This window comes from Pseudomonas sp. PNPG3 (genome assembly GCF_023093815.1).
GTDB classification, from domain to species: Bacteria; Pseudomonadota; Gammaproteobacteria; order Pseudomonadales; family Pseudomonadaceae; genus Aquipseudomonas; species Aquipseudomonas asiatica.
On record NZ_JALLKV010000022.1, the window covers coordinates 63678 to 84148 of the forward strand.

General features: G+C 60.7%; 30 protein-coding genes. 25 read left to right on the plus strand and 5 right to left on the minus strand.

All coding sequences use genetic code 11. The features are described from left to right. Positions 1-52: 52 nt before the first annotated feature. The 16 genes from MJ643_RS16165 (at position 53) to MJ643_RS16240 (ending at position 10718) form a co-directional block, all read left to right on the plus strand. Positions 53-1747, plus strand: coding sequence for a hypothetical protein (locus tag MJ643_RS16165; protein ID WP_247726917.1), 1695 nt, complete (start codon positions 53-55; stop codon positions 1745-1747). Positions 1748-1916: 169 nt separating this feature from the next. Then, positions 1917-2144 carry a hypothetical protein gene (locus MJ643_RS16170; RefSeq protein WP_247726918.1) on the plus strand — a complete coding sequence of 76 codons (228 nt, stop codon included), beginning with the start codon at positions 1917-1919 and terminating at the stop codon, positions 2142-2144. Then, positions 2141-2590: a hypothetical protein gene (locus MJ643_RS16175; protein ID WP_247726919.1), complete on the plus strand. Its 450-nt coding sequence runs from the start codon at positions 2141-2143 to the stop codon at positions 2588-2590. The genes MJ643_RS16170 and MJ643_RS16175 overlap by 4 nt, the downstream gene beginning before the upstream one ends. Further along, positions 2574-2957: a hypothetical protein gene (locus MJ643_RS16180; RefSeq protein ID WP_247726920.1), complete on the plus strand. Its 384-nt coding sequence runs from the start codon at positions 2574-2576 to the stop codon at positions 2955-2957. The genes MJ643_RS16175 and MJ643_RS16180 overlap by 17 nt, the downstream gene beginning before the upstream one ends. Further along, entirely contained in the window at positions 2958-4586 is a 1629-nt protein-coding gene (locus MJ643_RS16185) for a hypothetical protein (protein ID WP_247726921.1), read from the plus strand. It abuts the gene before it with no gap. Between the two features lie 10 nt (positions 4587-4596). Then, entirely contained in the window at positions 4597-5346 is a 750-nt protein-coding gene (locus tag MJ643_RS16190; protein WP_247726922.1) for a hypothetical protein, read from the plus strand. Between the two features lie 3 nt (positions 5347-5349). Continuing rightward, positions 5350-6522: a hypothetical protein gene (locus MJ643_RS16195; RefSeq protein ID WP_247726923.1), complete on the plus strand. Its 1173-nt coding sequence runs from the start codon at positions 5350-5352 to the stop codon at positions 6520-6522. A 79-nt stretch (positions 6523-6601) separates the two neighbouring features. After that, positions 6602-7075 (plus strand): hypothetical protein, encoded by a 474-nt coding sequence (locus MJ643_RS16200; protein ID WP_247726924.1) that lies wholly within the window; start codon positions 6602-6604, stop codon positions 7073-7075. Between the two features lie 5 nt (positions 7076-7080). Further along, positions 7081-7485, plus strand: coding sequence for a hypothetical protein (locus MJ643_RS16205; RefSeq protein WP_247726925.1), 405 nt, complete (start codon positions 7081-7083; stop codon positions 7483-7485). Further along, a complete protein-coding gene (locus MJ643_RS16210) occupies positions 7485-8192 on the plus strand; it encodes a hypothetical protein (RefSeq protein ID WP_247726926.1) in 708 nt (235 codons plus the stop codon). The genes MJ643_RS16205 and MJ643_RS16210 overlap by 1 nt, the downstream gene beginning before the upstream one ends. Before the next feature lie 56 nt (positions 8193-8248). Continuing rightward, positions 8249-8947, plus strand: coding sequence for a hypothetical protein (locus MJ643_RS16215; protein WP_247726927.1), 699 nt, complete (start codon positions 8249-8251; stop codon positions 8945-8947). Between the two features lie 4 nt (positions 8948-8951). Next, complete coding sequence (locus MJ643_RS16220; protein WP_247726928.1) at positions 8952-9182, plus strand: hypothetical protein; 231 nt, start codon at positions 8952-8954, stop codon at positions 9180-9182. A gap of 80 nt (positions 9183-9262) precedes the next feature. Then, on the plus strand, positions 9263-9574 hold the full coding sequence (locus MJ643_RS16225) for a hypothetical protein (protein WP_247726929.1): 312 nt from the start codon (positions 9263-9265) through the stop codon (positions 9572-9574). Continuing rightward, positions 9564-9815 carry a hypothetical protein gene (locus MJ643_RS16230; protein ID WP_247726930.1) on the plus strand — a complete coding sequence of 84 codons (252 nt, stop codon included), beginning with the start codon at positions 9564-9566 and terminating at the stop codon, positions 9813-9815. Before MJ643_RS16225 ends, MJ643_RS16230 begins: the two co-directional genes overlap by 11 nt. Continuing rightward, a complete protein-coding gene (locus tag MJ643_RS16235) occupies positions 9781-10368 on the plus strand; it encodes a hypothetical protein (RefSeq protein ID WP_247726931.1) in 588 nt (195 codons plus the stop codon). The genes MJ643_RS16230 and MJ643_RS16235 overlap by 35 nt, the downstream gene beginning before the upstream one ends. Continuing rightward, positions 10365-10718 (plus strand): hypothetical protein, encoded by a 354-nt coding sequence (locus tag MJ643_RS16240; protein WP_247726932.1) that lies wholly within the window; start codon positions 10365-10367, stop codon positions 10716-10718. Before MJ643_RS16235 ends, MJ643_RS16240 begins: the two co-directional genes overlap by 4 nt. Before the next feature lie 229 nt (positions 10719-10947). On the opposite strand, the gene MJ643_RS16245 is transcribed toward MJ643_RS16240, so the two are convergent. The 5 genes from MJ643_RS16245 to rdgC all read right to left on the minus strand — a co-directional run bounded on the left by MJ643_RS16245 (position 10948) and on the right by rdgC (position 14708). Further along, the gene (locus MJ643_RS16245; protein WP_247726933.1) at positions 10948-12177 is read right to left on the minus strand and encodes a site-specific integrase; all 1230 of its coding nucleotides are present in this window, start codon (positions 12175-12177) and stop codon (positions 10948-10950) included. A 319-nt stretch (positions 12178-12496) separates the two neighbouring features. Further along, positions 12497-12892, minus strand: coding sequence for a hypothetical protein (locus MJ643_RS16250; protein ID WP_247726934.1), 396 nt, complete (start codon positions 12890-12892; stop codon positions 12497-12499). Between the two features lie 4 nt (positions 12893-12896). Then, positions 12897-13388 carry a hypothetical protein gene (locus tag MJ643_RS16255; protein WP_247726935.1) on the minus strand — a complete coding sequence of 164 codons (492 nt, stop codon included), beginning with the start codon at positions 13386-13388 and terminating at the stop codon, positions 12897-12899. Further along, complete coding sequence (locus MJ643_RS16260; protein ID WP_247726936.1) at positions 13388-13654, minus strand: hypothetical protein; 267 nt, start codon at positions 13652-13654, stop codon at positions 13388-13390. The genes MJ643_RS16255 and MJ643_RS16260 overlap by 1 nt, the downstream gene beginning before the upstream one ends. Before the next feature lie 133 nt (positions 13655-13787). Beyond that, positions 13788-14708, minus strand: a complete 921-nt coding sequence (rdgC, locus tag MJ643_RS16265) for a recombination-associated protein RdgC (protein ID WP_247726937.1) — start codon at positions 14706-14708, stop codon at positions 13788-13790. Positions 14709-14816: 108 nt separating this feature from the next. Here rdgC and MJ643_RS16270 point away from each other — a divergent pair, with 108 nt between their 5' ends. The 9 genes from MJ643_RS16270 (at position 14817) to MJ643_RS16310 (ending at position 20466) form a co-directional block, all read left to right on the plus strand. Then, a complete protein-coding gene (locus tag MJ643_RS16270; protein WP_247726938.1) occupies positions 14817-15395 on the plus strand; it encodes a hypothetical protein in 579 nt (192 codons plus the stop codon). 407 nt (positions 15396-15802) lie between these two features. Further along, complete coding sequence (locus tag MJ643_RS16275; RefSeq protein WP_247726939.1) at positions 15803-16861, plus strand: hypothetical protein; 1059 nt, start codon at positions 15803-15805, stop codon at positions 16859-16861. Then, positions 16858-17265 (plus strand): Ref family recombination enhancement nuclease, encoded by a 408-nt coding sequence (locus tag MJ643_RS16280; protein WP_247726940.1) that lies wholly within the window; start codon positions 16858-16860, stop codon positions 17263-17265. Before MJ643_RS16275 ends, MJ643_RS16280 begins: the two co-directional genes overlap by 4 nt. A 244-nt stretch (positions 17266-17509) precedes the next feature. Next, a complete protein-coding gene (gene dut / locus MJ643_RS16285) occupies positions 17510-17950 on the plus strand; it encodes a dUTP diphosphatase (RefSeq protein WP_247726941.1) in 441 nt (146 codons plus the stop codon). A gap of 119 nt (positions 17951-18069) precedes the next feature. Next, entirely contained in the window at positions 18070-18423 is a 354-nt protein-coding gene (locus MJ643_RS16290; protein ID WP_247726942.1) for a hypothetical protein, read from the plus strand. Further along, positions 18424-18747, plus strand: a complete 324-nt coding sequence (locus tag MJ643_RS16295) for a hypothetical protein (RefSeq protein ID WP_247726943.1) — start codon at positions 18424-18426, stop codon at positions 18745-18747. It abuts the gene before it with no gap. Continuing rightward, the gene (locus MJ643_RS16300; RefSeq protein ID WP_247726944.1) at positions 18744-19427 is read left to right on the plus strand and encodes a hypothetical protein; all 684 of its coding nucleotides are present in this window, start codon (positions 18744-18746) and stop codon (positions 19425-19427) included. The genes MJ643_RS16295 and MJ643_RS16300 overlap by 4 nt, the downstream gene beginning before the upstream one ends. Further along, positions 19424-19822 (plus strand): VVA0879 family protein, encoded by a 399-nt coding sequence (locus MJ643_RS16305; protein WP_247726945.1) that lies wholly within the window; start codon positions 19424-19426, stop codon positions 19820-19822. The genes MJ643_RS16300 and MJ643_RS16305 overlap by 4 nt, the downstream gene beginning before the upstream one ends. Further along, positions 19819-20466 (plus strand): hypothetical protein, encoded by a 648-nt coding sequence (locus MJ643_RS16310; RefSeq protein WP_247726946.1) that lies wholly within the window; start codon positions 19819-19821, stop codon positions 20464-20466. Before MJ643_RS16305 ends, MJ643_RS16310 begins: the two co-directional genes overlap by 4 nt. Positions 20467-20471: the final 5 nt, after the last annotated feature.

The following is a 20471-nucleotide window of genomic DNA, read 5'->3' on the forward strand; positions in this document are numbered from 1 at the left end:
TCACTGCTGAAACGACACGGGCGCAGCCCATCATCAGCATTGAAGGTAACGTATGTCCAAACATATTTACGCTCCGAATTCCGGTCTGCAGGACACGGAATACAAGGTTGCCGCCCTGGTCGGCGCCGTCAGCGATGGCAATGGCAACATGCTCGACAGCACCAACGCGCAGTCGGTCGACGTGATCAAGAACGCCGTCGCCGACGCACAGAAACTGCTGCCGCCACGCCTGGCCAGCGTGCTGAACCAGATCGAAAAAGATGAGCATAAGGCCCTGGCCGTGCAGAGCCTGCTGGACGGCGTTGCAGCCTTCGAGCGTGAGCACGGTTTCGCCCCGTCGGCCGACATGATCGACGCGGCCCTCTCCCAGGCCGAACACGTTGCCGACGGCAAGAGCACCCTGGTGCTGCCTGACGGCTATACCCTCGACGCCGTGAGCGACAACAACGCTTCGGCGACCCTGGCCCACCAGCCGAACCGTATCGCGGTCGCCATCACCGGCGCCCTGTCCGAGGCCATTCCGTTCGGTGCTTACCTGCCGTCGGACCTGAAGTCCAACGAATCCCGCCTGGCGATCATCAGCGCCATCGCTGGCTCGAACTTCGGCGCCTACAAGGCCGGTGACATTCTCGACGGCACCTCCGGTGGCCAGGTCTACACCCGCTCCGAGCGTATGGTTGCCGCCACCATTGCTGGCGACCGCCTGACCGGCACCTTCAAGGTCACCGCACGTACTGGCGGCCTGGGCGAAGCCGTGCCGCTGCTGCGCAGCCGAACTGCTGTGTTCATCGACGGCTTCCCGGCCAGCCGCGAGCAGTCCACTGACAGCGGTACCGCCGTTTCGCTGCTCTCGGGTCAGGCTGTTGTCGGTACCACCACCCATGTGGTCACTGGCCAGGTGAACGTCGAAACCGGCGAAGGCACCTTGGGCTTCAACCCAGCGCTGCCGGCGGGCGTGGTGGTCGAGGTGCAGGCGTTCATCGACTTCGAGAAGAAGCCGGACCTGATCCCTGCCATCAACACCCGTGCCGTCAGCTACAGCCTGTACTGCTCGGCCAGCCGCGTGATGATGTCCGTCACCCCGGATAGCCGTACCCAGACCCAGGCCGAACTGGGTGCCGATGGCCTGACCATCGCTGTACAGGCCGCCCGTACCCAGGCCGCGAACGAGCGCTACATCATGGCTCTGCGCAAGGCCAAGGGCATGGCGCGCCGTACCAGCCGTGAATACGACTTCGACGCTGATCGCCAGCTGGTCGAGAAAACCCGCGCAATGATCTGGCGCGATTTCGGCTCCTTCGTGGCCCGTGTGGACCAGGAAGTGGCCAACCAGACCATGGAGTACGGTCTGGAAATGATGTACGTGGGCGACATCGGCATGTCGCAATTCCTGTCCATGGACAGTACCGACTTCGTACCGTCGGGCGTTGCTTCGCGTCCTGGCATCTACCTGCTGGGCCGCTACAAGGGCAAGTACTCCGTGTACTACGACCCGTATGTGGTCGAGGAAAACGAAAACGAGATCGAGATTCTGTGCATCGGCCGCTCCCCGCAGGTCGCGCGCAACCCGATCGTGTTCTCGGACGCCGTACCGCAGACCCTCATTCCGCTGGCGATCAACAAGGACCTGGTCAGTGGCGCCGCGCTGTACTCGCGCTCCCTCACCGAGGTGAACCCGCACCTGCAGTCGGCCATTGGCTGTGCGCTGATCAAGGTCACCAACATCTACGCCCTGGGCGGCAACTAAGGGGGTCATATGGCTGCGAAAGGTACGACTACAAAGGCCAAAGCCAAGTCCGCCGGCGCAGCGTCCGACCAGACCAAAGAAAACGGCGCTTCGGCGCCGGTTTCTTTGGCACCGGGCGCGACTGGCGATGCGAGCAATGGTGGTGATGGCAAGCAGGCCGGGGGTGGCGATGAAAGCGGCTCGGGAAACCCTCCAGTTGATGGCGGTACTGGTTCTTTGGCTGGCGGTGATGGTGCTGCTGATCAAGGGGGTGGGCCCGTACCTGGAGCTGGTAATGCCGGTGATCCTGGCGATTCTGCAGCTGCTGGCGGCATTGGCGATGCTGGCGGTGGCGCTGCTGGTGATGCTGGCAGCGGGAATAGCGGTGGTTTGGCAGTTGGCCAAGCGTCGGCGTTGAGCAACGAAGGGGGTAGTGATGCTGGAAATTCGACTGCGGGTGCCGCTGCTGGTGGCAGCGTTGCTGTTCTGGCCGACCCGCAAGAAGTAGCCCGGGCCGCCGGCAATACCCTGCAAGCAAGCGGTATCGGCGAGGCGCTGCTGGCGCTCCTCGAGGACGGAGAAAACGCGCAAACCCCCGCCGAATGGGCCTCTGTGGCGCCTGTAACTTCTGCTGCATGGAGCTTCCCGCAGATCCAGCGCTTCCCGGCGCGGATCACCCTCAAGAACAACACCCCAAGCCGGGTGGTGGTCCTGGGAGTGCGGCTTGAGCCCTACACCGAGCTGAGCGCGGACCTTTACGAAGATTCTCACGCCCGCCTCGAAAAGTACCTGACCAGCCATGCGCGCTTGGGCGGTTGGGACCACAGCATAGGCGTACAGGTGACACATGACAGTGAAGATTGACCGCAACTCCGGCGCCAACCCGCGCCCTCTGGCTGAGGAACTGGTCAAGGACCAGAAATACCCCTTCCTGGCCACCCTCAAGCACAGCCACACCTTCCCCCTAGTGGTCCCGTCGTCGGGCGTGACTGGTGTGATCCCGCCGAATGAGTCGACGGAGATCCGTGTGCGCAGCTTCGATCAGGCCTGGGCCCTGGTGGTCGATCTGGGCGAGCTGGCCAAGCTGGCTGAGCGCAACGCTGAAGCCGCACCTGAGAAGCCAGAGATCTTCGCCGAGCTGGTGGTCGCTACCCAGTCCAAGCCCAAAAGCCGCCGTGCCGCAGCTGCACAGGGCGAATCCACTGATTCTACCTCTCAGGAGGCCGTGTAAATGACAGTTCCATTTTCCCGTACGGTGAACAAGCGTTCGGCTGTCCAGCTGAACCCCATCAATGACCAATCCGAGCAGCCAAGCGTCAGCACCGTTGCCCATAACATGGCCATCACCGGTCGATTCTCTCGTGGCCGTATCGACAAAGCTTTTGCTGTCAGCCGCGGTAAGGAATCCCGCATTTTGGGCGCGCCGCAGTCGCTGGCGGTGAGCAAGCTGGGCGAAGCCTATGTCCATATCTCGGAAGCTCTAAAGAAAGGCACCGTGCAGGCCGTTGTATCGCGCCTGGTGAGCGATTCCGCAGTAAACCGGCTGCTGGTTGCCTCCAGCACCACCAGTGTGGGCGACGTGTGGTCCCTGGTCGAAGAAAGCGTAGGCGCCTCGGGTGGCTACCTGATCGCCCTTAAACACCTGGAATGCTTCTCCGAAGGCGTGCGCGCTGAAATCAACGCCCGGGGCGCCCAGGATGCTGCCGGCGCGGCCATCGACAGCAAGATCATCGTCCTGCAGCTGCGTGACGTGGTCACCAACGCCATCGTCCTCGGCCCGTACGAAGGTTCGCTGGATCCGACCGCCCTGGACGAGTTCGGCCAGAGCTTCTTCATCGGTGACATCGTTTCCCAATCCACCGACCTGCTCGAAGTCGTGGACGTGGCGGCAGACGCCAAGGTGTCGACTGACAGCGCGTTCTACGGCAAGAAGGACAACAAGGACGTTTTCGCCTCGAAGGACCTGAAGTACTTCACCGAAGGCGACACCGTCTACACCACTGCCGAACTCGACAAGGCCATCAACCGCCTGAAGCGCGCGCGCCCGTCGTTCACCTATATCGGCTCCGGCGGTACCGAGAACGTGGCGTTGATCAATCGTCTGCTCGGCCTGGGTGCCGATATCAACAAACAGGTGGCCTGGGATATCCCGGGGCGACTGACCCCCGAGGCGGCCGTCACCTTCTACGAGTCCGTCGGCGGCGCCACTGACAGCCTGTACAGCCAGTGCTACTGGGCGCCGATCAGCGCCAACAACCCGGTTATTGGCGGCAAGGCCATCATGGGCACCTCCGGCCAGCAGATCGGTTACCGCTGCGCTCGCAACGCTCAGACCAACGCCAAGGGCATCGCGCCGCGCAACTTCCCGATCGCGGGCAGCGACTATGCGATCGACCGCACCAACATGTCCCAGGTCTACGAACCTGAGGTCGATGAGCTGGAGCTGCTGGCGGCCAGCCGTATCAACCCGGCCATCTTCATGGACTATCCGAGCGGTCCGAAGTACGCCTGGATCGATTCGCTGACGGGCGCCCAGACCGAAGGTGCCAGCAAGCTGATCAACGTGACCGAAATGGCCACCTATGTGGACGACACCCTGGCCTCGGCAGCCCAGGAAAAGCTGCAGAAGCCGATGGCCAAGGCCATCGAGGAAATGACCAAGTTCGGCGCGACCTTCCTGGAGTCGATCCAGTCGGCCGGCTGGCTGCAGCCGAGTGCGGAGCTGGATGGCGCCTCCTACAAGGCGCGTTTCGAGGCCAACGCCAACCAACCATTCGAGAAAATGAACATCGGTACCTGGATCTGCTACGACGGCACCAACCGCGTCACCGAAATGCAGCAATCCATCGTCCGCACCTAAGGGGGAAGTTATGAACAAGCATCTGTATCGCGGCGTTTTGGCAAACAGTGTGGCAGCGGCGGTGGCATTCGCCGCCGCTGCCCCCCAGCAGCCGCAGGTGGACCCGATGCTCGATAACGTCGACGAGCACGGTAACCCCAAGCCAACCCAGGTAGACGACCTGATGGACAGCGCCGAAAACCACGAATACGCCATTACCGAGGAAATGCGCCTCGATGCTGCCAGCGTGGTGCACGAATGGGCTGAATCGGAACTTGAGTCTGATGAGGGTTATGCCGATCGCCTGTATGCGCTGATCATCGGCGCTGCTGGCGGTGGTGATGAAGACCTGACTGACGAAGAGGCCGACTATGCCGCGGTCATCGCCGAGCTGGTAGGCGACTTCCTGGAAGGTAAGGGCATTCCGGCTGACGATGTGGATACCCTGCTGGGCGGCGATCTTGAAGATAACGACCTGGCGGCCCGCATTCATGACGCGCTTCTGGACAAGATGCCTCAAGGCGACGAAGCCATGCTGGACGACACTGAAAAGTTCGTCATGGGCGAGAGCGAGGAATCGATGCTCGATGCTTCCTACCGCAAGGTACTGGCCATCCGTAAGGGCAAGAAAGTGCGCATCAGCAAGCGTATCTCGGGCACCGTCCGTCTTACCGCGGCCCAGAAAGTTGCCGTGAAGAAGATGCAGCGCAAGGCCTTCTCCGGTACCGCCAAAATGAAGCGGGCCCGCTCGATGCGCCTGCGCCGCAAGCTGATCGCCTAAGCCATGGCTGATTTTAGCGTCGACGGACTCGGCAAAACGGTTGCAGGCGCCGTCAAAGGCGTAACTGGCACCATTGCCGGGAGCACATCCAACAAGGTGCTAGGGTCAGCTGCAAGGACTGTGGGGAAGGTCGGCGAGGGTGTCGTTACAGGCACCGTCGCCGCCGGCACTGACGCCCTGGACAACATCGTGGGCGGCACCGAGAACCGCAAGGCGATCGAGAACGGTGTGCGCACTGTGGCTGGTACCGTGCATGACCTGTTCACCGGTAAGCAGACGATCTCCGGGGTGGTGGGCCAGGTCGAAGGCAAAGTCGAAAGCCTGCTGGGCGGCGACGGCGCTGAAAAGACCATTGGCACCGTTTTTGGGAGCGTTGGCAGCCTGGCTGGGCTGAAGCAATCCAATAATGACTTGGGCAGCGACTGGGGCAACCTGTCACCGCTACTGCTGGCCCGGGTATTCGTCTGCGACTCCAAGGGGGTCGCAGACATGCAGGAATTTGCGGGAGTCTACGGCGCGATGACTGAAGGTGCCGTGTCGATTCAACAAAACTGGCAGTCGCCCTTCGAGAACACCGGCCCAGAGACGAAGGCACCGGCTTTAGCCGGCATGCTGCAGTCTGGATCGTTGGTTCCCGTTCTCAACGCACTGCAGGCCATCAGCCCCTTCAAGGACGGCGCAATCTCCGATGCGCTAAATGCCAGCTCCGACAAACTGAAGACGGTCATGCGAGACCTAGAGGGTCGAACAGGCATCACCAAGCTCAATAGCCGCCAGGTGTTTTCTGGCATGCCACCGGTGAAGTTCACCGCCACCATCCGATTCCGAGCCGTGGCCAACGCGCAGAAAGAGGTCATGGCGCCACTGGCCAGGCTGTCGGAATGGATTTTCCCGCAGATGTTGGCAGAGGACGGCATTCTGTCCGAGGTGCTGCAGACGACCAAGGACGTTGACTCGTTCATCAAGGCCTTGTTCCCATCCATTGCCCCGAAGCTCCTGGGGTTGACCTACGGCGGCAGTACCTATGCGCCGGTGGTGATCGAAAACCTGGACTACCCCCTGGATGGTCCCAAGGATGGCAACGGCAATTTCATCGACCTGCCGGTGCAGATCTCTTTCGCCACCCTGACGGCCCTGGATAGGGCTGATATCAAGCGCTGGTTCAGCCGTAGATAGCATGCAAACCCCCGAGAAATCGGGGGTTTTCTACGTCTGAAAATGACCCTCGTTTATTCAGCACACCGAGGGTTATTGAATGACCGTTTCCAAGCTGGCGGTATTGAGCCGCACGTTCCAGAACACCAACGACATGGGGGCCAAGGCCGTCCAGTCCGACGCCACCGTGGTGATCGAGGGCTTCGAGGACATGGTCCTGCTGTTCAAGCAGTTCCCCTGGCCCGTCGCCACCAGTACCGACGTGATCGAGTACTACGGCCCTGTGGGCCAGAAGATGGTCCAGCCGCAGCAGAGCAAGACCAAGCAAGAAGGTCCGTTCACCATCTACGAAACCGTCAACAACCATGCCGACCTGTTCCTCAAGAACCTGATCGAGCAGGGTGGCGAGTTCAACGCCACGGTCTACGCAGGCCGCCCGGACGACTTCAAGATGAAGCACGAGATCAAGAAGGCCATTCTGATCTGCGACACCCCTGATCGTGACTGGGAGAATGACACCTCCCCGTTGATGATCTCGGGCACCCTGCACTACCACTGGTTCGGTAACCAGTAATCGCCATGAAAATCAGCCAATTAGTAGCCCAGTATTTTGCCGTGCTGCCGATTGGCTGCACGCTGGATGAGGATCAGGTAACCCGCAACCTGCGCGAAGCTGTTCGCGTCTATTGCGGGTACCGGCGCCTCGCCAATGCGCAGCCTGGCCAGGGCATTCATACCCCGATCGATGAGCAGGCCGGCGCCACCGGTGACCAAGACTTCGACCTGACGGCCAGTGAGCTGGCGATCATCGAGCCGCTGTGGCGGCTGAAGAACGACAAGGAGAATGCCACTACGTTCGAGGCTTCCCGGGCCCAGGGCGCCGATCCGTTCGGCAAGTCAGCGGCCGAGTGTGATGCCGCGATCGAGCAATATCTGCTGGCGCTGCCCAGTAAGTGCTTCAGCTTCGAGGTGAGGTCGATCTGATGTCCAACATCTTCGAGCGGATGTCTTACCAGGTGGCCGACAAGGTCATCCCCAAGACTGGGCTGAGCAACAAGGCGCTGAAGTTTTCTTCGGCCGCGCGCGACATCCTCAATGGCAACCTTTCAAGCGGTGCAAACCGGCTGCTGGATGCCGTGTATGGGCGAACCAATCGCTTTGCTGCCGGCGGAAACATCATTCTCGCCGGCCTCTCCTGGACGCAGCAGATTCAGATGTTCGAGGAGGCCAGCAGCATTCAGCGCGAGCGGACCAACCTCTTTCACATCGACGTGGCGCCGATCGGGAAAATCAGCGCGCCGCGGGTCAACCTGCTGGCCACGGAAGCGTCCTACAACTCGGTCCAGCTGGGCTGGGAGTCCGTCAAGATCGGCTCCGGCTTTACCCAGGCGGCCAGCGGAGCCGAGGCCACCGAGCTTCGCCTGGTCACCTACGACGTGGACGGCGAGATCAAGCAGTGGTTCGACCAGCTGAAAGCCACCGTGGCGCGGCCTGATGGAACGTTCGGCCTGCCCACCGAGTACTGCAACGCCATCACCATCACCCACGGCGCAGTCCTGGAAGGCCGTGGCTACAGCAAGGGCTGGGTCATGGTGCCGGGCAGCTGCGAGGTCAACCTGCAGCGCAGTACCGACGATTTCACCGCCCTGAATCTCACTTTCATCGAATACGACTCTCTCGGTAGCCTATGAAATACATCCCCCCGATCAATACGTTGCGCATTTCGATCAAGTTGCATGAGCCGAACATGGACAGCATCGAAAAGGCCCTGGAAGTGCCGGCGCAGTTCGAGCAGCGCACCGCCACTGAGGTGCTGCGCGGCATCATCGAGCCGATCGAGCGCGCGGGCGCCATTGACGATCCGCGCATGTGGTCGGTGAACGAGCGCATGTTTGTGATCGCCTCCTACATGAGCGCGACCCGCGACGACGGGCCGGACTTCCCGATCGGGGAGGGGAAATTCAGCGACTATCTGCTGGACGCCACCGACTACGTGGCCGAAGTGCCGTTTCATTGCGACGGCCGCGACCTGATCTATACGCCCCTGCACGGATACCAGGCGGAGATCATTGAGACGCTGCTGGCCGGGGGGAACTACTCCAACACCTCGTACAGCTGGTGGAAGGCGTGCATGGCAGCCTGCGTGCGGGGAGCTGATGAGGAGCCGCTGCAGTACCAGGATGATGGCCAGTACGAAACGCTACTGGTCGAGCGGATCGAAGCCATTGGCAAGCTGGGTGATAGTGATTTCGTCGAACTGTTCGATGCCTACCAGCTTGCGGCCCAGAGCGGCGCGCACATGGTCTACGCCATCACCAACCTGCACGGGGTACTCGCCGCCCAGGTCAGCGAGCCGCCAGAGGGGGTGCCGGTGCTTGCGCCGGCGCGATTTCCTTCCCGTTCCGCAATCAGCAAGCGAGCGCGTGAAATTATGGGAGTCCTATAACAACGTGCGCGCTGAGCTGGCGCTGTACTTCGGCCAGGACCTGGTCCAGTGCGGCAAGCTCACCTATTCCCGGATCAAGTTGCTGTTTGACAGCAAACCCTTCGAGAACTGGCGGCAAACCCGGGAGAACGAGGCGAAAGCGCGCGCCGCCGAGTTCCAGCGTCTCGACGCCATCATCAAGTCGATCGGCAACCAGACCCAGCTGATTGCCGATATCGCGCGTAAGCGCAGCTGATCCGCGCAAACCCCTGGAATTTCGCGGGCTGCAGGGCAGTGAAAATGGCGCCATCGAATATGAATTCTCGGGGCGCCAAGATGGCCGCGGAAGCAAAAAAACTGATCGATCACCCCGCAGCCAAGTGGCTGATGGGGGTCATGCAGGCCTTGGCGGTGGCCATCATCTTGGGTGCCGCCAACAGCGTGGGCGACAAGCTCAACAGCATCATCAACTCACTGGCCACCTTCAACAAGGACATGGCCCTGATGCAGCAACAGTTGAACCTCAACACCACCGGCCTGGCTTCGCAGAAGAGCGACGTAGAGCAGCTGAAGGCCAATGTTCTGCGCCTGGATCTGCGAGTCGAGCAGCTGGAGCGGACCGAGCGGGGAGGCAAGGGTGGGCGCTAAGCAAGTCAAGTCCTGGGCCCAGACGCTCAAGCCATACAACACCTGGTTGATCTTCCTGGGCTTCGGCCTGGACGGCCTGGTGGTGGCCTGGGCGTACATGGATGGTCAACTGCCCCCGGCGCTCTACGGCGCCATCACCGGCCTGCTGAAGGCGGCGAACCTGGGCATTCACTTCATCAACAAGAAGGTGAGCGAGGAGGTTGAAGGTGGCGATAAAGAAGCCAACCCAGAAGGAAGCTGAAGCGTCGATTCGCCGGGTGGCCAGCAAGAAGGGCGTCGGCGCCCTGGTGCTGGTGATCGCCCTGGGCGCCTCGGTCAAGGAGGGGATCAGCCTGGTTGTCTATGACGACGGGCTTGGCATTCCCACCACCTGCTTTGGCCAGACCGGCAGGGACGTGCAGTTTGGCCAGGCGCCGCGCGATCTCGACGGCTGCAGTGCTCAACTGCTGGAGCGGACCCAGGCGAGCATTGACCACCTGGACAGGCGCATCGGCGCCATCAAGACGTCGGCCGGGGCCATCACATTCAAGCAGCTGACCGCGGGCGAGCAGCGGGCCTTCGTGTCGGTCTATGACAACGTCGGCGATGGCCGCTATGGCATCAAGGACGGGCTCTTCGCGCAGAAGAAGGCCGACCGGGTGAGCCACATTGTGCGGAACCTGCGCGCCGGTGACCGCCTGGCCGCGTGCAAGTCGATCCTGGACTGGGTGAACCCGAAGTGGATGCCGGGCATCAAGATCCGCCGTGAGGGCGAGCACAAGCTGTGCCTGAGTGAGCTGGAGGTGACGCTGTGACCCTGCAGGATGGTTTGCTGTGGGGCGCCATCGGCGCCCTGATATTAGGATTCGCCCTCAATGAGGCCTACGACGCTGGCGCCGCCTCGAAGGCCGTAGAGATTCTTGCCGCCACCAGCGATCGGGACACCGCACGCGAAAACGTGCGAACCCTGCAGCGTACGTTGGACGATGCCAACAAGAAGGTGCTGGCGTACCAGGCCGGTACCGCAGCTGATGAGAAGGTGAAGGTCGAGCTGCAGGAGAAGGGGAAGACCGAAGCTGCAGCTGAGCGGGCGCGAGTAGAGCAGGCCAAGGTAGTCACCACCAGCACAGATGACGTGCTGCGCGCGTACTGGGAGGCAGAGTGAAGAGTGCTCAAGTGATGCTGGCGGCGCTGCTGGCCCTGGCGGGATGTGCGGGGAAACTACCTGAACCTGAGCCGCGCGTGGAGACGGTGGAGAAGCTGATACCACAGCGTTGCATCGATCCGGCCGAGGTCCCGGACCCACCTGTTTATCAGGCGAGAACCGGGCCCTATAAACCAGTTGAGTCGCCCAAAGTGATCTTGGATGACTTGGAGAGGGCGAAGGACTACGGCTACAAGCTTGCCGCGCTTCTGCCGCCGTGCTTGCGAGCACGAGAGTAGGCTTTATTCATAGCCGCTTGAACAATGGCATGGCGCGGTGTAGTGGTCGCGAAGTGGCCCCAGTCGTCCATTAGGAGGCGTCTTTTCTCCAGCTGATTTCCACGCATATAACGTTTGGCTACCGCTGTTCCTACTTCGTGGGACAAAGCAGCTTCACAAACTTCTGATTCATGTTTAGTCTGCTCTTGCGCCCAGGTTCTGAATGTCGCACGGAAACCGTGCGGCGTGCAGTCCATATCCATTTTCTTTAGAAGTCGGCGCAGAGAGTTGTCAGCCATTAATTTATCTAAATTGCGACCGGGGAATATGAGAAAGCTACTTCCACGCGTCCCGGTTTCCTTCAAGACTTGCATGGCTTCTTCACTGAGCGGAACAACGTGACGTTCGCGATTCTTCATGCGTTCCGCTGGAATGGTCCAGGTCATGCGTTCGAAATCTATTTCGTCCCAGCGGGCAGCCATCGCTTCGTTGGTGCGAGTGCCGGTGAGGATCAAGAACTGCAGGCAGCGCGCCGCGCGGCCCTCTTCGCTGTCTAAGCGCTGCCAGAATGCTGGCAATAGATGGTAATCAAGTGACTCGAGTGGAACGGCTACGGGATAGCCACGGTCGAGCAGATTCTGCAGGTGGCCACGCCAGCGAGCAGGATTCGGTCCGTCGCGATGGCCAAGCGTTTTCTCTGCATCAAGCACTTGCTCAATACGGTTACGAATACGCCGGGCTGTTTCGGGAATAGTGCGCCAAATAGGCTCAAGCACTGGCAATATATCGTCAGTGTCAATCTTATTTACCGGTAAATTGCCAATTTTCGGGTAAACATGATTGTCCATTGAGCTTGCCCATTGCGCCGCATGGGTAGGCGACCAAGCAGCACGATACCGTTCAATGAAAGATCTGGCAGCTTCCTCGAAAGTGACCATCTGTAAAGAGGCCATTTGTTTTTCATCAAGAGGATCGATGCCGCGGGCAATTAATGCTTTAAGTTCGGCAAGCTTCTTGCGAGCTTCCATTACCGATACTTCAGGGAAAGAACCCAGCCCCTTGTCGCGACGACGGCCGTTGATCTGGTATCGGTAGACCCAGTTCTTGCTAAGCGTTTCCGTGACGTTGAGGTACAGGCCGTTCTTATCCTGGTACCGGCCCGGCTGGCTTATCTTGGGAATAGCCGTTTGACTTAGGGACATGGTTTCCTGCCTTTATGCGTAGGTGTGTTACGACGTGTGGTGGGGCATTCCGTGTCATGTGGGTATTCCAATTGCTACAGATGAGACGTCAGATTTTGAAATGTGAGGGTGTTGGCCCCCCACAGCGGCGCAAATTGTGCCATTTGTACCGGGGATATAATATCCCCGGCCTTTTTGGGTCCAGCCCCCACACTACGGGGCGTTTGGACCGGTCACGCTATTTGAAACCCACACACTGCCCCACAACGGCCGTTGCGTTGTTTGTAGAGTGTGGCGCGTAAAGGTTCCTGTGTGAAGCCGTTTTCCCGACGAGCGGTATTTATTTTTGTATAAATTGTCGTTCTGAGTGACTGGAAAGGTACGACAGAAATCCGTCGCGCCCACCAAACGTCTCAATCATTTCAGCCGTGTGACGTTTTTCCGCAGCCAGTCGGTTGACCAGGCGCTGCTCCTGTAGCTCAAACTGCCGATTTTGAGCGGATGTAATCATCTGGCCGATCTCGATGGGTAAGCGGTAGCTGGCCAGCACCACCAGGACCATAACCGTCAAGCCAGCGAGCAGGCGCACCCGGGCAGCGAAACGCATCACCGGCTGCCGCCAAACTTCCGGGTTTTCTCGGTTTAGGCCGGCGCGGGCGATCACCAGGTCAGATCGCTGTGCACGATAGACGAATACCATGCACAGCGCCGTCACGAATAATGAAATTGAGTACATGTCGTTACTCCTTGAAGTCGAAGTGAATCAGCCAGCACCAAGGCGCCGGATTGGTAGGTGAATCGGGCATGACCTGGGCCCAGTAGTCGAGGAAGGCGGCCTGGGATTGGTGTCCGCTGGCGTGCCACTGCCGGGCGGTCAGTAGGTCGAGCCGATTGATGGCCATGCGCAGCACGATGCCGGTACCGAACCGCACTGGTTTGAGGGATGGGGTCAACTGCAGAAGATCGAAGGCGCTGCCCGGTTCGATCGGGGAAATACTCGAGTCGATGACTCCGACCCGGTAGGCCTGGCGCGCTGCGGCGACCAGCGCCTGCCCATTGGCCTCGCTCAGGCCCAGCTCTGCCAGGCCGGCGTGATCGAGCCTCGGTTGTTCCTGAAACGGCACCACGACCAGGCGGATATCGCCGGCTTGAACCTTGGCGCCAACATCGGCAGACAAGATCAGCTGCTTGAGCGAAAAATCGAGTGAATGCGTATTCAGCGGTGCACGCATCAGCGGCTCACCAGGGTGAAGTGCACAGAGTCGGGACCCAGGTTGTACACGATGGCGAACACCGCGGCTCTGACCTCGATGTAGTTCATCCGCTGGTTTTTCGGCGTGCTCCAGGTGGTTTCAACGGCGTTACCGGCCCCATCCTTGAGTTGAATCTGGCCGGTCCAGTGGACTCTGGTTCTGGGCAATGGGGCGCGGGAGGAACCCTGCGGCTTGCCCTTGGATGGCTCATAGCGAACATGGGCGCCATCGAAGGTGATTTTCATCGGGTGATTCCTTGCTTATCAGAGGTAAGCGCTTGATAATCAACGCCCCGCCTTTAGTGTTTCTGGCTGAAATGTCTTGGGGTTGGGAAGGAAGCCGCGCGCCGAAAGGTTGCGCGGCTTTTTTGTGCCTGGGTTACACAGCCTGGGGCAATTCTTCCCCGCCCAGCGCCACAAACAGCTCAGGCAGGAACTCGGCGAAGGTCATCATCATCAGGGTAAAACTGGCGTCGAACTGCTGGGCCGCCTCCTCGCCGCCGTCCTGCTCGGCCTGCTCCTGCAGCAGATCGTTGAAGCGCAGGCGCTTGATTACCATCTTGTCGTCGAGCACGAACGACAGCTTATCCTGCCAGGCCACCGACAGCTGGGTGACCACCTTGCCGGTGCTCAGGTGCATGCGAATCTCTTCGCTGGTTAGGTCCTGACGCTTGCAGCGGACGGTGCCGCCGTCGTCGGCCGTGTCGCGCAGCTCGCACTCGTCCAGGACGTAGAAGTGCTCGGCAGGTGACTGCGTCTTGAGCCAGTCCGTCAGGGTCGCAGTGGGCGCGATCTTCACGGTGATTGGGCGAACGGGTAGCGAACCCAGCACCTCGCGTAGCGTCGACAGCAAGTCTTCAGCCCGGGCCGGGCTGGCCGAGTTCACCAGGATCATGCCCAGGCGTGGGGCGATGGCGGCGAAGATCGCCGAGCGCCGGATGAACGCCCGCGGCAGGAAAGCCTGGATGATCTCGTCCTTGATCTGGTCGCGCTCCTTCTTGTAGACCTTGCGCATCTGCTCGGTTTCGATCTCCTCGACCTTCTCCTTGACCGCGTCGGTTACCACGCTGCCAGGCAGAATACGTTCTTCTTTGCGTGCAGCGATCAGCAGAAACTCACCACTGACGTGCACCAGCGGGGCGTCCTCCCCTTTGCCGAATGGCGCGACGAAACCGTAGGTGGTCAGTTCCTGGCTGGCGCAGGCGCGCGCAGGCTTGCTGGCCAGAGCCGCCTGCAGGGCTTCGACGCTCAGGTCGATCGACTGGGTGATGCGGTAGGTGAGCAGGTTCTTGAAGAACATGGCGGATCCTTGAGGGGTGGCGTGATTTTGTCCGAGGACACTTGCAAAAAAGTGTCCTCGGACAAATTCTGGGCATATTGCCACCGGAAAATCCCCTGAGGAAGCACTGTGCTCTGGTTTTTCCTGTGTTTGCGTAATATTTGGGGATATCATCCAGATATCACGATTTTGACAAGGCACCCCTACTGCATGTTTACCTGCCACACGTACCTCGGCGCGAAGACGGGCGAAGAAGCCTATGAGGCTGGCAAGGCCGCCCGGCAGCAAACCCTGACGTTGCTGATCGACATCCGCGGCGATGGCAACCGCCTGTTCATGGCCCAGGAGCTGGAAGGGGCAGAGCTCAACGCCTACACCCAACGCATGCACCGCGCCATGGGTACCAGCAAAGGGCTTGGTGACCGGGCAGCGCGCCACATAGAGGAGCTGATGCAGCTGCCGTTCGGGTGGCTGGATCAGCCGTACCCTTCTAGGGAGCTGCGGGCCTCAATTGCCCGCGCCAAGCGCATTCACCGGAAGATCGAAAAATACGGCCTGCTGGCCGATGCGGCGAAGCGCATGCGCAACACAAAACTGGTCCAGGTTGAGGCCGGACGGACAGGGGTGAGAGGGGTTTCCCGCGCCTTGTATGCCGAGCTGCTAGGCTGCTTACGCAAGCGTCCACGCGGCCTGCAGGCCGACCAGTAGGAGAACGTCCGAAAAGGAAAGTGCTTTAGGAGAGGCCTGAGCCTGTGATATACAGGCGGCCGAAATCAAGAAATGTCCGAGGATGGTAAATCGCGGGCAAAAAAAAGAACCCACTCCCGACCAAAGGCAAAGGGTTCTTTCCTTACAACACACGCTGTGATTCTGTGGCTTGGCCCGTGAATCTTCAAGCGCTCCTGCGCTACTCCTAACGGAGTGATTCTGTGCAAGTCCAGTTCACGGCCTCACGGAGCGAAAACCGTGTGCTGCGAATTGTACCACAACGCATCCGATTTGCATCGGCTGCGCATTTGCGTCCGCTCGTCCAAAGCCCCGTATTTACTGCGGATTTGTGACATCTCTCACGCCCAGAACTCGCCAACAGCACCCAAGACACAAGGAGGTGCTGCTTGAGCATCGTTCGTCTTCCCCGTCGCGCCCGTTTCGCCGTCATTTCCTCCGGCTGCATCGAGGACAAGCGCCTGTCATGGGATGCCCGCGGCATGCTGATCTACCTGCTGAGCAAGCAGGATGATTGGATTGTGCAAATCAAAGACCTGATCAACCAGACAAAGGAGTGCTTGGGCGTTCGCGCCGGCCGCGACAAAGTCTACAAGCTGCTCAAGGAGCTACGTTGCGCCGGCTACCTGTGGCGCGACTTCTCCCGTTGCGGCGGCACGTTCGCAGGTGTTGAGTATGTGGTTTCCGAGGAGCCTGACCTGGAGGCCGGGGCAGCGTTCATGCGCGAGCTGGCTGAAAAGGCGGCGGCCAAGGGGCAGGGGGGACCGTTTCCGTCTTTGCCGGAAGCGGTCGAACCGGCTCCGGCAGAACCGTTTACGGAAAAGCCGGAAACTATAGATAAGACTGAAAAAGCATCTAGCACTGAAAAAGCACCTACTTCCGCCGAGGAGGCTGGCGCCGCCTCGGACGGGGCCCAGGGCTTTGCAGAGCCAGAAGCAAAAGCGGAAGAGCCGCCGGCACCTGCCAACAAGGCCTTTCCCGACACCTACCCCAAGAACGTTACGGCAAAGTCCTATGCACCGTGGATGGCCTACGCCAAGGCGTACCGAGGCCGCTACCGGTCCTGGCCAGTGTGCAACAAGGTCGTGCTGAACAAGATCTGCCAGCTGGTGGACCGTGTGGGCGACCTGGCCCCGCGGGTGGCCCAGTACTTCGTGGTGAACGACACCAGCCCCCAGGCGACCGCCAGCAATCACAGCGTTGGGCTCATGCTCCAGAACTGCGAAGGCCTGGCCACCCGCGCTGAGGCTGCCGACCGTGCCGCACAAGCCCGTGCCAACGCTCGCAATGAGGCAGAGAAAATCGCGGCCGCCGCTTCCAATGCGGCGGCAGACGAGCCCGCGCCGGCTAAGACCAAAGAGGATCCGTCGGAAGTTGCCAAGACCGCGATGGCTCTGCTGCTGAACCGCAACGGTCGCGGCATGGCCCGCGTAGGCGGTTCAGCATGAGTTTCGGCGGTAGGACGGTCACCGCCGTCGAGAAGCGTTGGCACGACGACGTGTCGGAGATCTGTGGCTGCATCTGCTGCCTGCTGGATGGCCGGCCGCGGGATTACACCCTGCCGGCGCATGTCTCGATCCACCACTGCGACGGCCGTACCAAGGCCCATGCCCATTACTACGTGCTGCCGCTGTGCGCCGGCCATCACCAGAAGGGTACCGGCGCCCCCGGCCTGCTGGCCGTGCACGGTGACATTGCCCCGTTCACGGCCACGTATGGTCGCCAGATCGAGCTGGTGGAGGCCTGCGTGCAGCTGGTCGAGTGCGCCCAGCGGGAAGTCCCCGACGGCGTGCGCCGCCTGCTGGCGCAGTGGTACCAGAGCCAGCAGTACCAGGAGGCCCACGCATGCTGAATCATGACGATGCCCCGGCCAGCACCAAGGCGTGCCCATGCGGTGAAACTCGCTTGGTGCTGCTGCGCTCGATCAACCGAAAGCTGTGCCCTACCTGCAGGGGCTCGATCATCTGGCCGCTCGATGTTGGCCAAAAAGCTCTGGTGAGGCCAAATCGGGCCGACCGGAAACCTGTGGGAGCGAAATCACCTGTAAATCATCTAGAGCCCGCGAATTTCGGGCCATTCACCGTGGGAGCGAAACAATGAACATCATGCGCATCGGCAGCCACAACCTGCCGCATCCGAAACGCGCCAAAGCCAAGGACCTGGGCTTTGACCTGCGCACCACGGTGGGGCACACGCTGGAACCGGGGGCACGCTTCCCGTTCCCGACTGGCTTTGCTTTCGACTTCCCTGCAGCCCATGGCGCGATCATCAAGCCGCGTAGTGGGTTGGCGCTCGACCATGGGATCGATGTGATGGCGGGCGTGATCGATGGCGGCTACCAGGGCGAAGTCCAGGTGCTGCTCATCAACCTCGGTCGTGAGCCTGTGCGGATCTCGACGGGCGATCGCATTGCCCAGATGCTGATGGTCAAGCGCGCCAATGTGGCCGACTTCGGCGCCGAGCTGGTGGAGGTCGACGCCTTCACGACTGGTACAGACCGCGGCGACAGCGGGTTTGGCTCTACTGGGATCAAATAGCACCATAAGCACTAAAGGCGCCATTAGCACCAATAGCATTAAAAGCACTTAGGCGCCTATAGCACTTAGGCGCCTTTTCTGGGATTATGATCGGGCAATTTCAGCCAGAGACACCAGATATGCGCCCGAGAACCCTGTACTTCGGCGCCCCGTCAGCCAACTTGTTGGCCGACCGGATGCGCTTTTTAGCCAACCCCGAACTGTTGGCCGATGCCTTCGAGTTTTCTCAGCCAGAAGGCTTTGATGCTCAGGAATGGGCCGACCAGGCCCTGATCCTGGAGGGGGATTTGAAAGAGGGGCGACCCATCCCGCTGAACGACCGCAACGTCGCTCTGCTGGTGGAATCGCTCGAAGGTAACCGCGTGATTGGCCAGGCGGGCAAACGCCGGCCTCAGATGATTGAGCTGGCGAAGATCGTTGCCCACCGACTGGAGCCCCATGCCGGGCGCCGCGTAGTGCCGGAGGTGGATTGAATGATTCCCTCCGACCTGTTCGATGGTGATCTGACCATCACGCGAGAAACGATTGAAACGCCGATCGGCGAAGTGCGGTTCTTGATGACCCGCAAGTCCTGGGAGGCAATGAGTGGCGATGAGGACGTGCCTTCGTACATGCCTCACACGAATTTCGTGGTGATAGCTCACCACACCGAAACCGGCGTGATGACCATGGCCGGGGCAAAGCTTGAGGACGGCGATGACCTGCGCACAGCGTGCGCCGACGCCGCCCGGGATCTGACCCTGAGCGTCCAGGCCATCAAGGCGTATCTCAAAGGACTAGACGGAACTACACCATGATCAAGTACGAACCCAACTGGACCGCTGCAATGCTCGACCCTGAGCGCTTCAAGCTGGAGCAACTGCCGGGCGGCGCTGGCGCCGAGGACGGTGGTCGCATCGAGCTGACCCATATCAAGTCTGGGATCAAGGTCGACGTGCCACTGAGTATCGGTGCCAAGGAGGATGAACGCCTTCATGAGGCGAACACCCTGTACAAGCGCCTGGTAGATGAGATGGTCGAGGCCGGCTATCACGAGTTTGGTACCCACCACTTCGCCCGCCTGCTGCGCTGCGTGTACGTGAACAAGCTGATTGAAGTGATCTCCAGCTATGGCCGGGCTTTCTTCTACAACGCCACCCACGATCGCATCGCCCAAATGGTCTACGACTGCGCCAGCACACCGCCGTCGGTATGCCTGATCGACGAGAAGTCGGCACGCCAAGTGGTGTTGCGCAATAACGGAGACTGGGCCGGCTTCGGCCACAACGGCATGTTGCGCGACCTGGTGATGCAGTTGCGCGATTACGTGATGAAGGGCACCCGCATCGACATGTCGTACATCGGGCTTGTCAGCCCCCTCGGCAAGTCCAACGCGTGGGGGTACCCCCAAGACCAAATGCAGAAGTGCCGCGAGGCCGCCGTGCTGCTGCCGTGCATGGCTCAGTTCCAGACCGTCAAAGGAGAGCGCGCAGCATGAGCACGCCTATCGAACGTCGCACCATCCCGCTCGACCAGTTCCAGGCCGAATACAAGGCCCAGGCCAAGAAGCGCGAAGATATCGTGGTGATCTGCCCGGCCTGCGGCACCCTGCAGAACGCGCACGACCTGATCAAGGCCGGCGCTGGTGAGTGCATGGACGACCTGGAGGGCCGTTTCGGCTTCTCCTGCGTCGGGCGCTGGACCGGCAAGGGCTCGGCCACCGAGGAAGTGATTGCGGCCAAGCAGGGCTGCAACTGGACCCTGGGCGGCCTGTTCCAGATCCACACCCTGACCATCATTGACCCGGACGGCGGAGAACACCCGTTCTTCGAGCTGGCCACCAAGGAAGCGGCGGACGCCTACCGTGCCAAGCAGGCGGAGGCCGTGGAATGACCCAGGCAGCCAAACAACGGGCCGTGGTTATGTCCGCTGGTATGGCTGCCGCCGTCCTGGAGGGTCGTAAAACAACCTTCCGGGATCCGGTCCGACCGCAGCCGGAGCATGGCTACCTGCGCATGTGTGCTGAAACCTGCCCTGAGCCCAATACCTGGACTGATGTCGACACGCTTAGCTATGCGGGCGGCAGGGTCAGGTGGCGGTGCCCCTATGGCGTGCCAGGTGACCGCCTGTTTGTCCAGGAGCCCTGGAACAAGAACGGCGGCCTGGTCACCTACCTTGCCGATGGCGACTGGATCGCGGACTTCAAAGCGGCCGCGGTACCGCCGGTGCGCAACATGCCCAAGTGGGAAGACGCCGACGCTATGCCGGAGGAGTACGCCCGTCTGTTCCTGGAGATTGTGAGTGTGCAGGCCAAGCGCCTGCAGGCGATCGATGCCGAGCAGGCCAAGGCCGAAGGCATGTTCTACGACAGCAAGGCCAGGCAGTACGTGATTACTGAGGGTGAAGAGTTCAAGGGGCGCGGCACGAGCAACGCCCGGGAGGCCTTCTACATGCTCTGGGAATCGCAGCGCACTGGCTTCATGTGGGCCTCAAACCCATGGGTTTGGGTGGTTGAGTTCAAACGCATCGCGCCATAGCGGAT

What these genes read in the sequence shown, in the direction of transcription:
- MJ643_RS16165 (WP_247726917.1), top strand. Translation starts at nt 53, where the DNA reads ATGTCCAAACATATTTACGCTCCGAATTCCGGTCTGCAGGACACGGAA.
- MJ643_RS16170 (WP_247726918.1), top strand. Translation starts at nt 1,917, where the DNA reads ATGAAAGCGGCTCGGGAAACCCTCCAGTTGATGGCGGTACTGGTTCTT.
- MJ643_RS16180 (WP_247726920.1), top strand. Translation starts at nt 2,574, where the DNA reads ATGACAGTGAAGATTGACCGCAACTCCGGCGCCAACCCGCGCCCTCTG.
- MJ643_RS16185 (WP_247726921.1), top strand. Translation starts at nt 2,958, where the DNA reads ATGACAGTTCCATTTTCCCGTACGGTGAACAAGCGTTCGGCTGTCCAG.
- MJ643_RS16190 (WP_247726922.1), top strand. Translation starts at nt 4,597, where the DNA reads ATGAACAAGCATCTGTATCGCGGCGTTTTGGCAAACAGTGTGGCAGCG.
- MJ643_RS16195 (WP_247726923.1), top strand. Translation starts at nt 5,350, where the DNA reads ATGGCTGATTTTAGCGTCGACGGACTCGGCAAAACGGTTGCAGGCGCC.
- MJ643_RS16200 (WP_247726924.1), top strand. Translation starts at nt 6,602, where the DNA reads ATGACCGTTTCCAAGCTGGCGGTATTGAGCCGCACGTTCCAGAACACC.
- MJ643_RS16205 (WP_247726925.1), top strand. Translation starts at nt 7,081, where the DNA reads ATGAAAATCAGCCAATTAGTAGCCCAGTATTTTGCCGTGCTGCCGATT.
- MJ643_RS16210 (WP_247726926.1), top strand. Translation starts at nt 7,485, where the DNA reads ATGTCCAACATCTTCGAGCGGATGTCTTACCAGGTGGCCGACAAGGTC.
- MJ643_RS16215 (WP_247726927.1), top strand. Translation starts at nt 8,249, where the DNA reads ATGGACAGCATCGAAAAGGCCCTGGAAGTGCCGGCGCAGTTCGAGCAG.
- MJ643_RS16225 (WP_247726929.1), top strand. Translation starts at nt 9,263, where the DNA reads ATGGCCGCGGAAGCAAAAAAACTGATCGATCACCCCGCAGCCAAGTGG.
- MJ643_RS16245 (WP_247726933.1), bottom strand. Translation starts at nt 12,177, where the DNA reads ATGTCCCTAAGTCAAACGGCTATTCCCAAGATAAGCCAGCCGGGCCGG.
- MJ643_RS16250 (WP_247726934.1), bottom strand. Translation starts at nt 12,892, where the DNA reads ATGTACTCAATTTCATTATTCGTGACGGCGCTGTGCATGGTATTCGTC.
- MJ643_RS16255 (WP_247726935.1), bottom strand. Translation starts at nt 13,388, where the DNA reads ATGCGTGCACCGCTGAATACGCATTCACTCGATTTTTCGCTCAAGCAG.
- MJ643_RS16260 (WP_247726936.1), bottom strand. Translation starts at nt 13,654, where the DNA reads ATGAAAATCACCTTCGATGGCGCCCATGTTCGCTATGAGCCATCCAAG.
- rdgC (WP_247726937.1), bottom strand. Translation starts at nt 14,708, where the DNA reads ATGTTCTTCAAGAACCTGCTCACCTACCGCATCACCCAGTCGATCGAC.
- MJ643_RS16280 (WP_247726940.1), top strand. Translation starts at nt 16,858, where the DNA reads ATGAGTTTCGGCGGTAGGACGGTCACCGCCGTCGAGAAGCGTTGGCAC.
- dut (WP_247726941.1), top strand. Translation starts at nt 17,510, where the DNA reads ATGAACATCATGCGCATCGGCAGCCACAACCTGCCGCATCCGAAACGC.
- MJ643_RS16290 (WP_247726942.1), top strand. Translation starts at nt 18,070, where the DNA reads ATGCGCCCGAGAACCCTGTACTTCGGCGCCCCGTCAGCCAACTTGTTG.
- MJ643_RS16295 (WP_247726943.1), top strand. Translation starts at nt 18,424, where the DNA reads ATGATTCCCTCCGACCTGTTCGATGGTGATCTGACCATCACGCGAGAA.
- MJ643_RS16300 (WP_247726944.1), top strand. Translation starts at nt 18,744, where the DNA reads ATGATCAAGTACGAACCCAACTGGACCGCTGCAATGCTCGACCCTGAG.
- MJ643_RS16305 (WP_247726945.1), top strand. Translation starts at nt 19,424, where the DNA reads ATGAGCACGCCTATCGAACGTCGCACCATCCCGCTCGACCAGTTCCAG.
- MJ643_RS16310 (WP_247726946.1), top strand. Translation starts at nt 19,819, where the DNA reads ATGACCCAGGCAGCCAAACAACGGGCCGTGGTTATGTCCGCTGGTATG.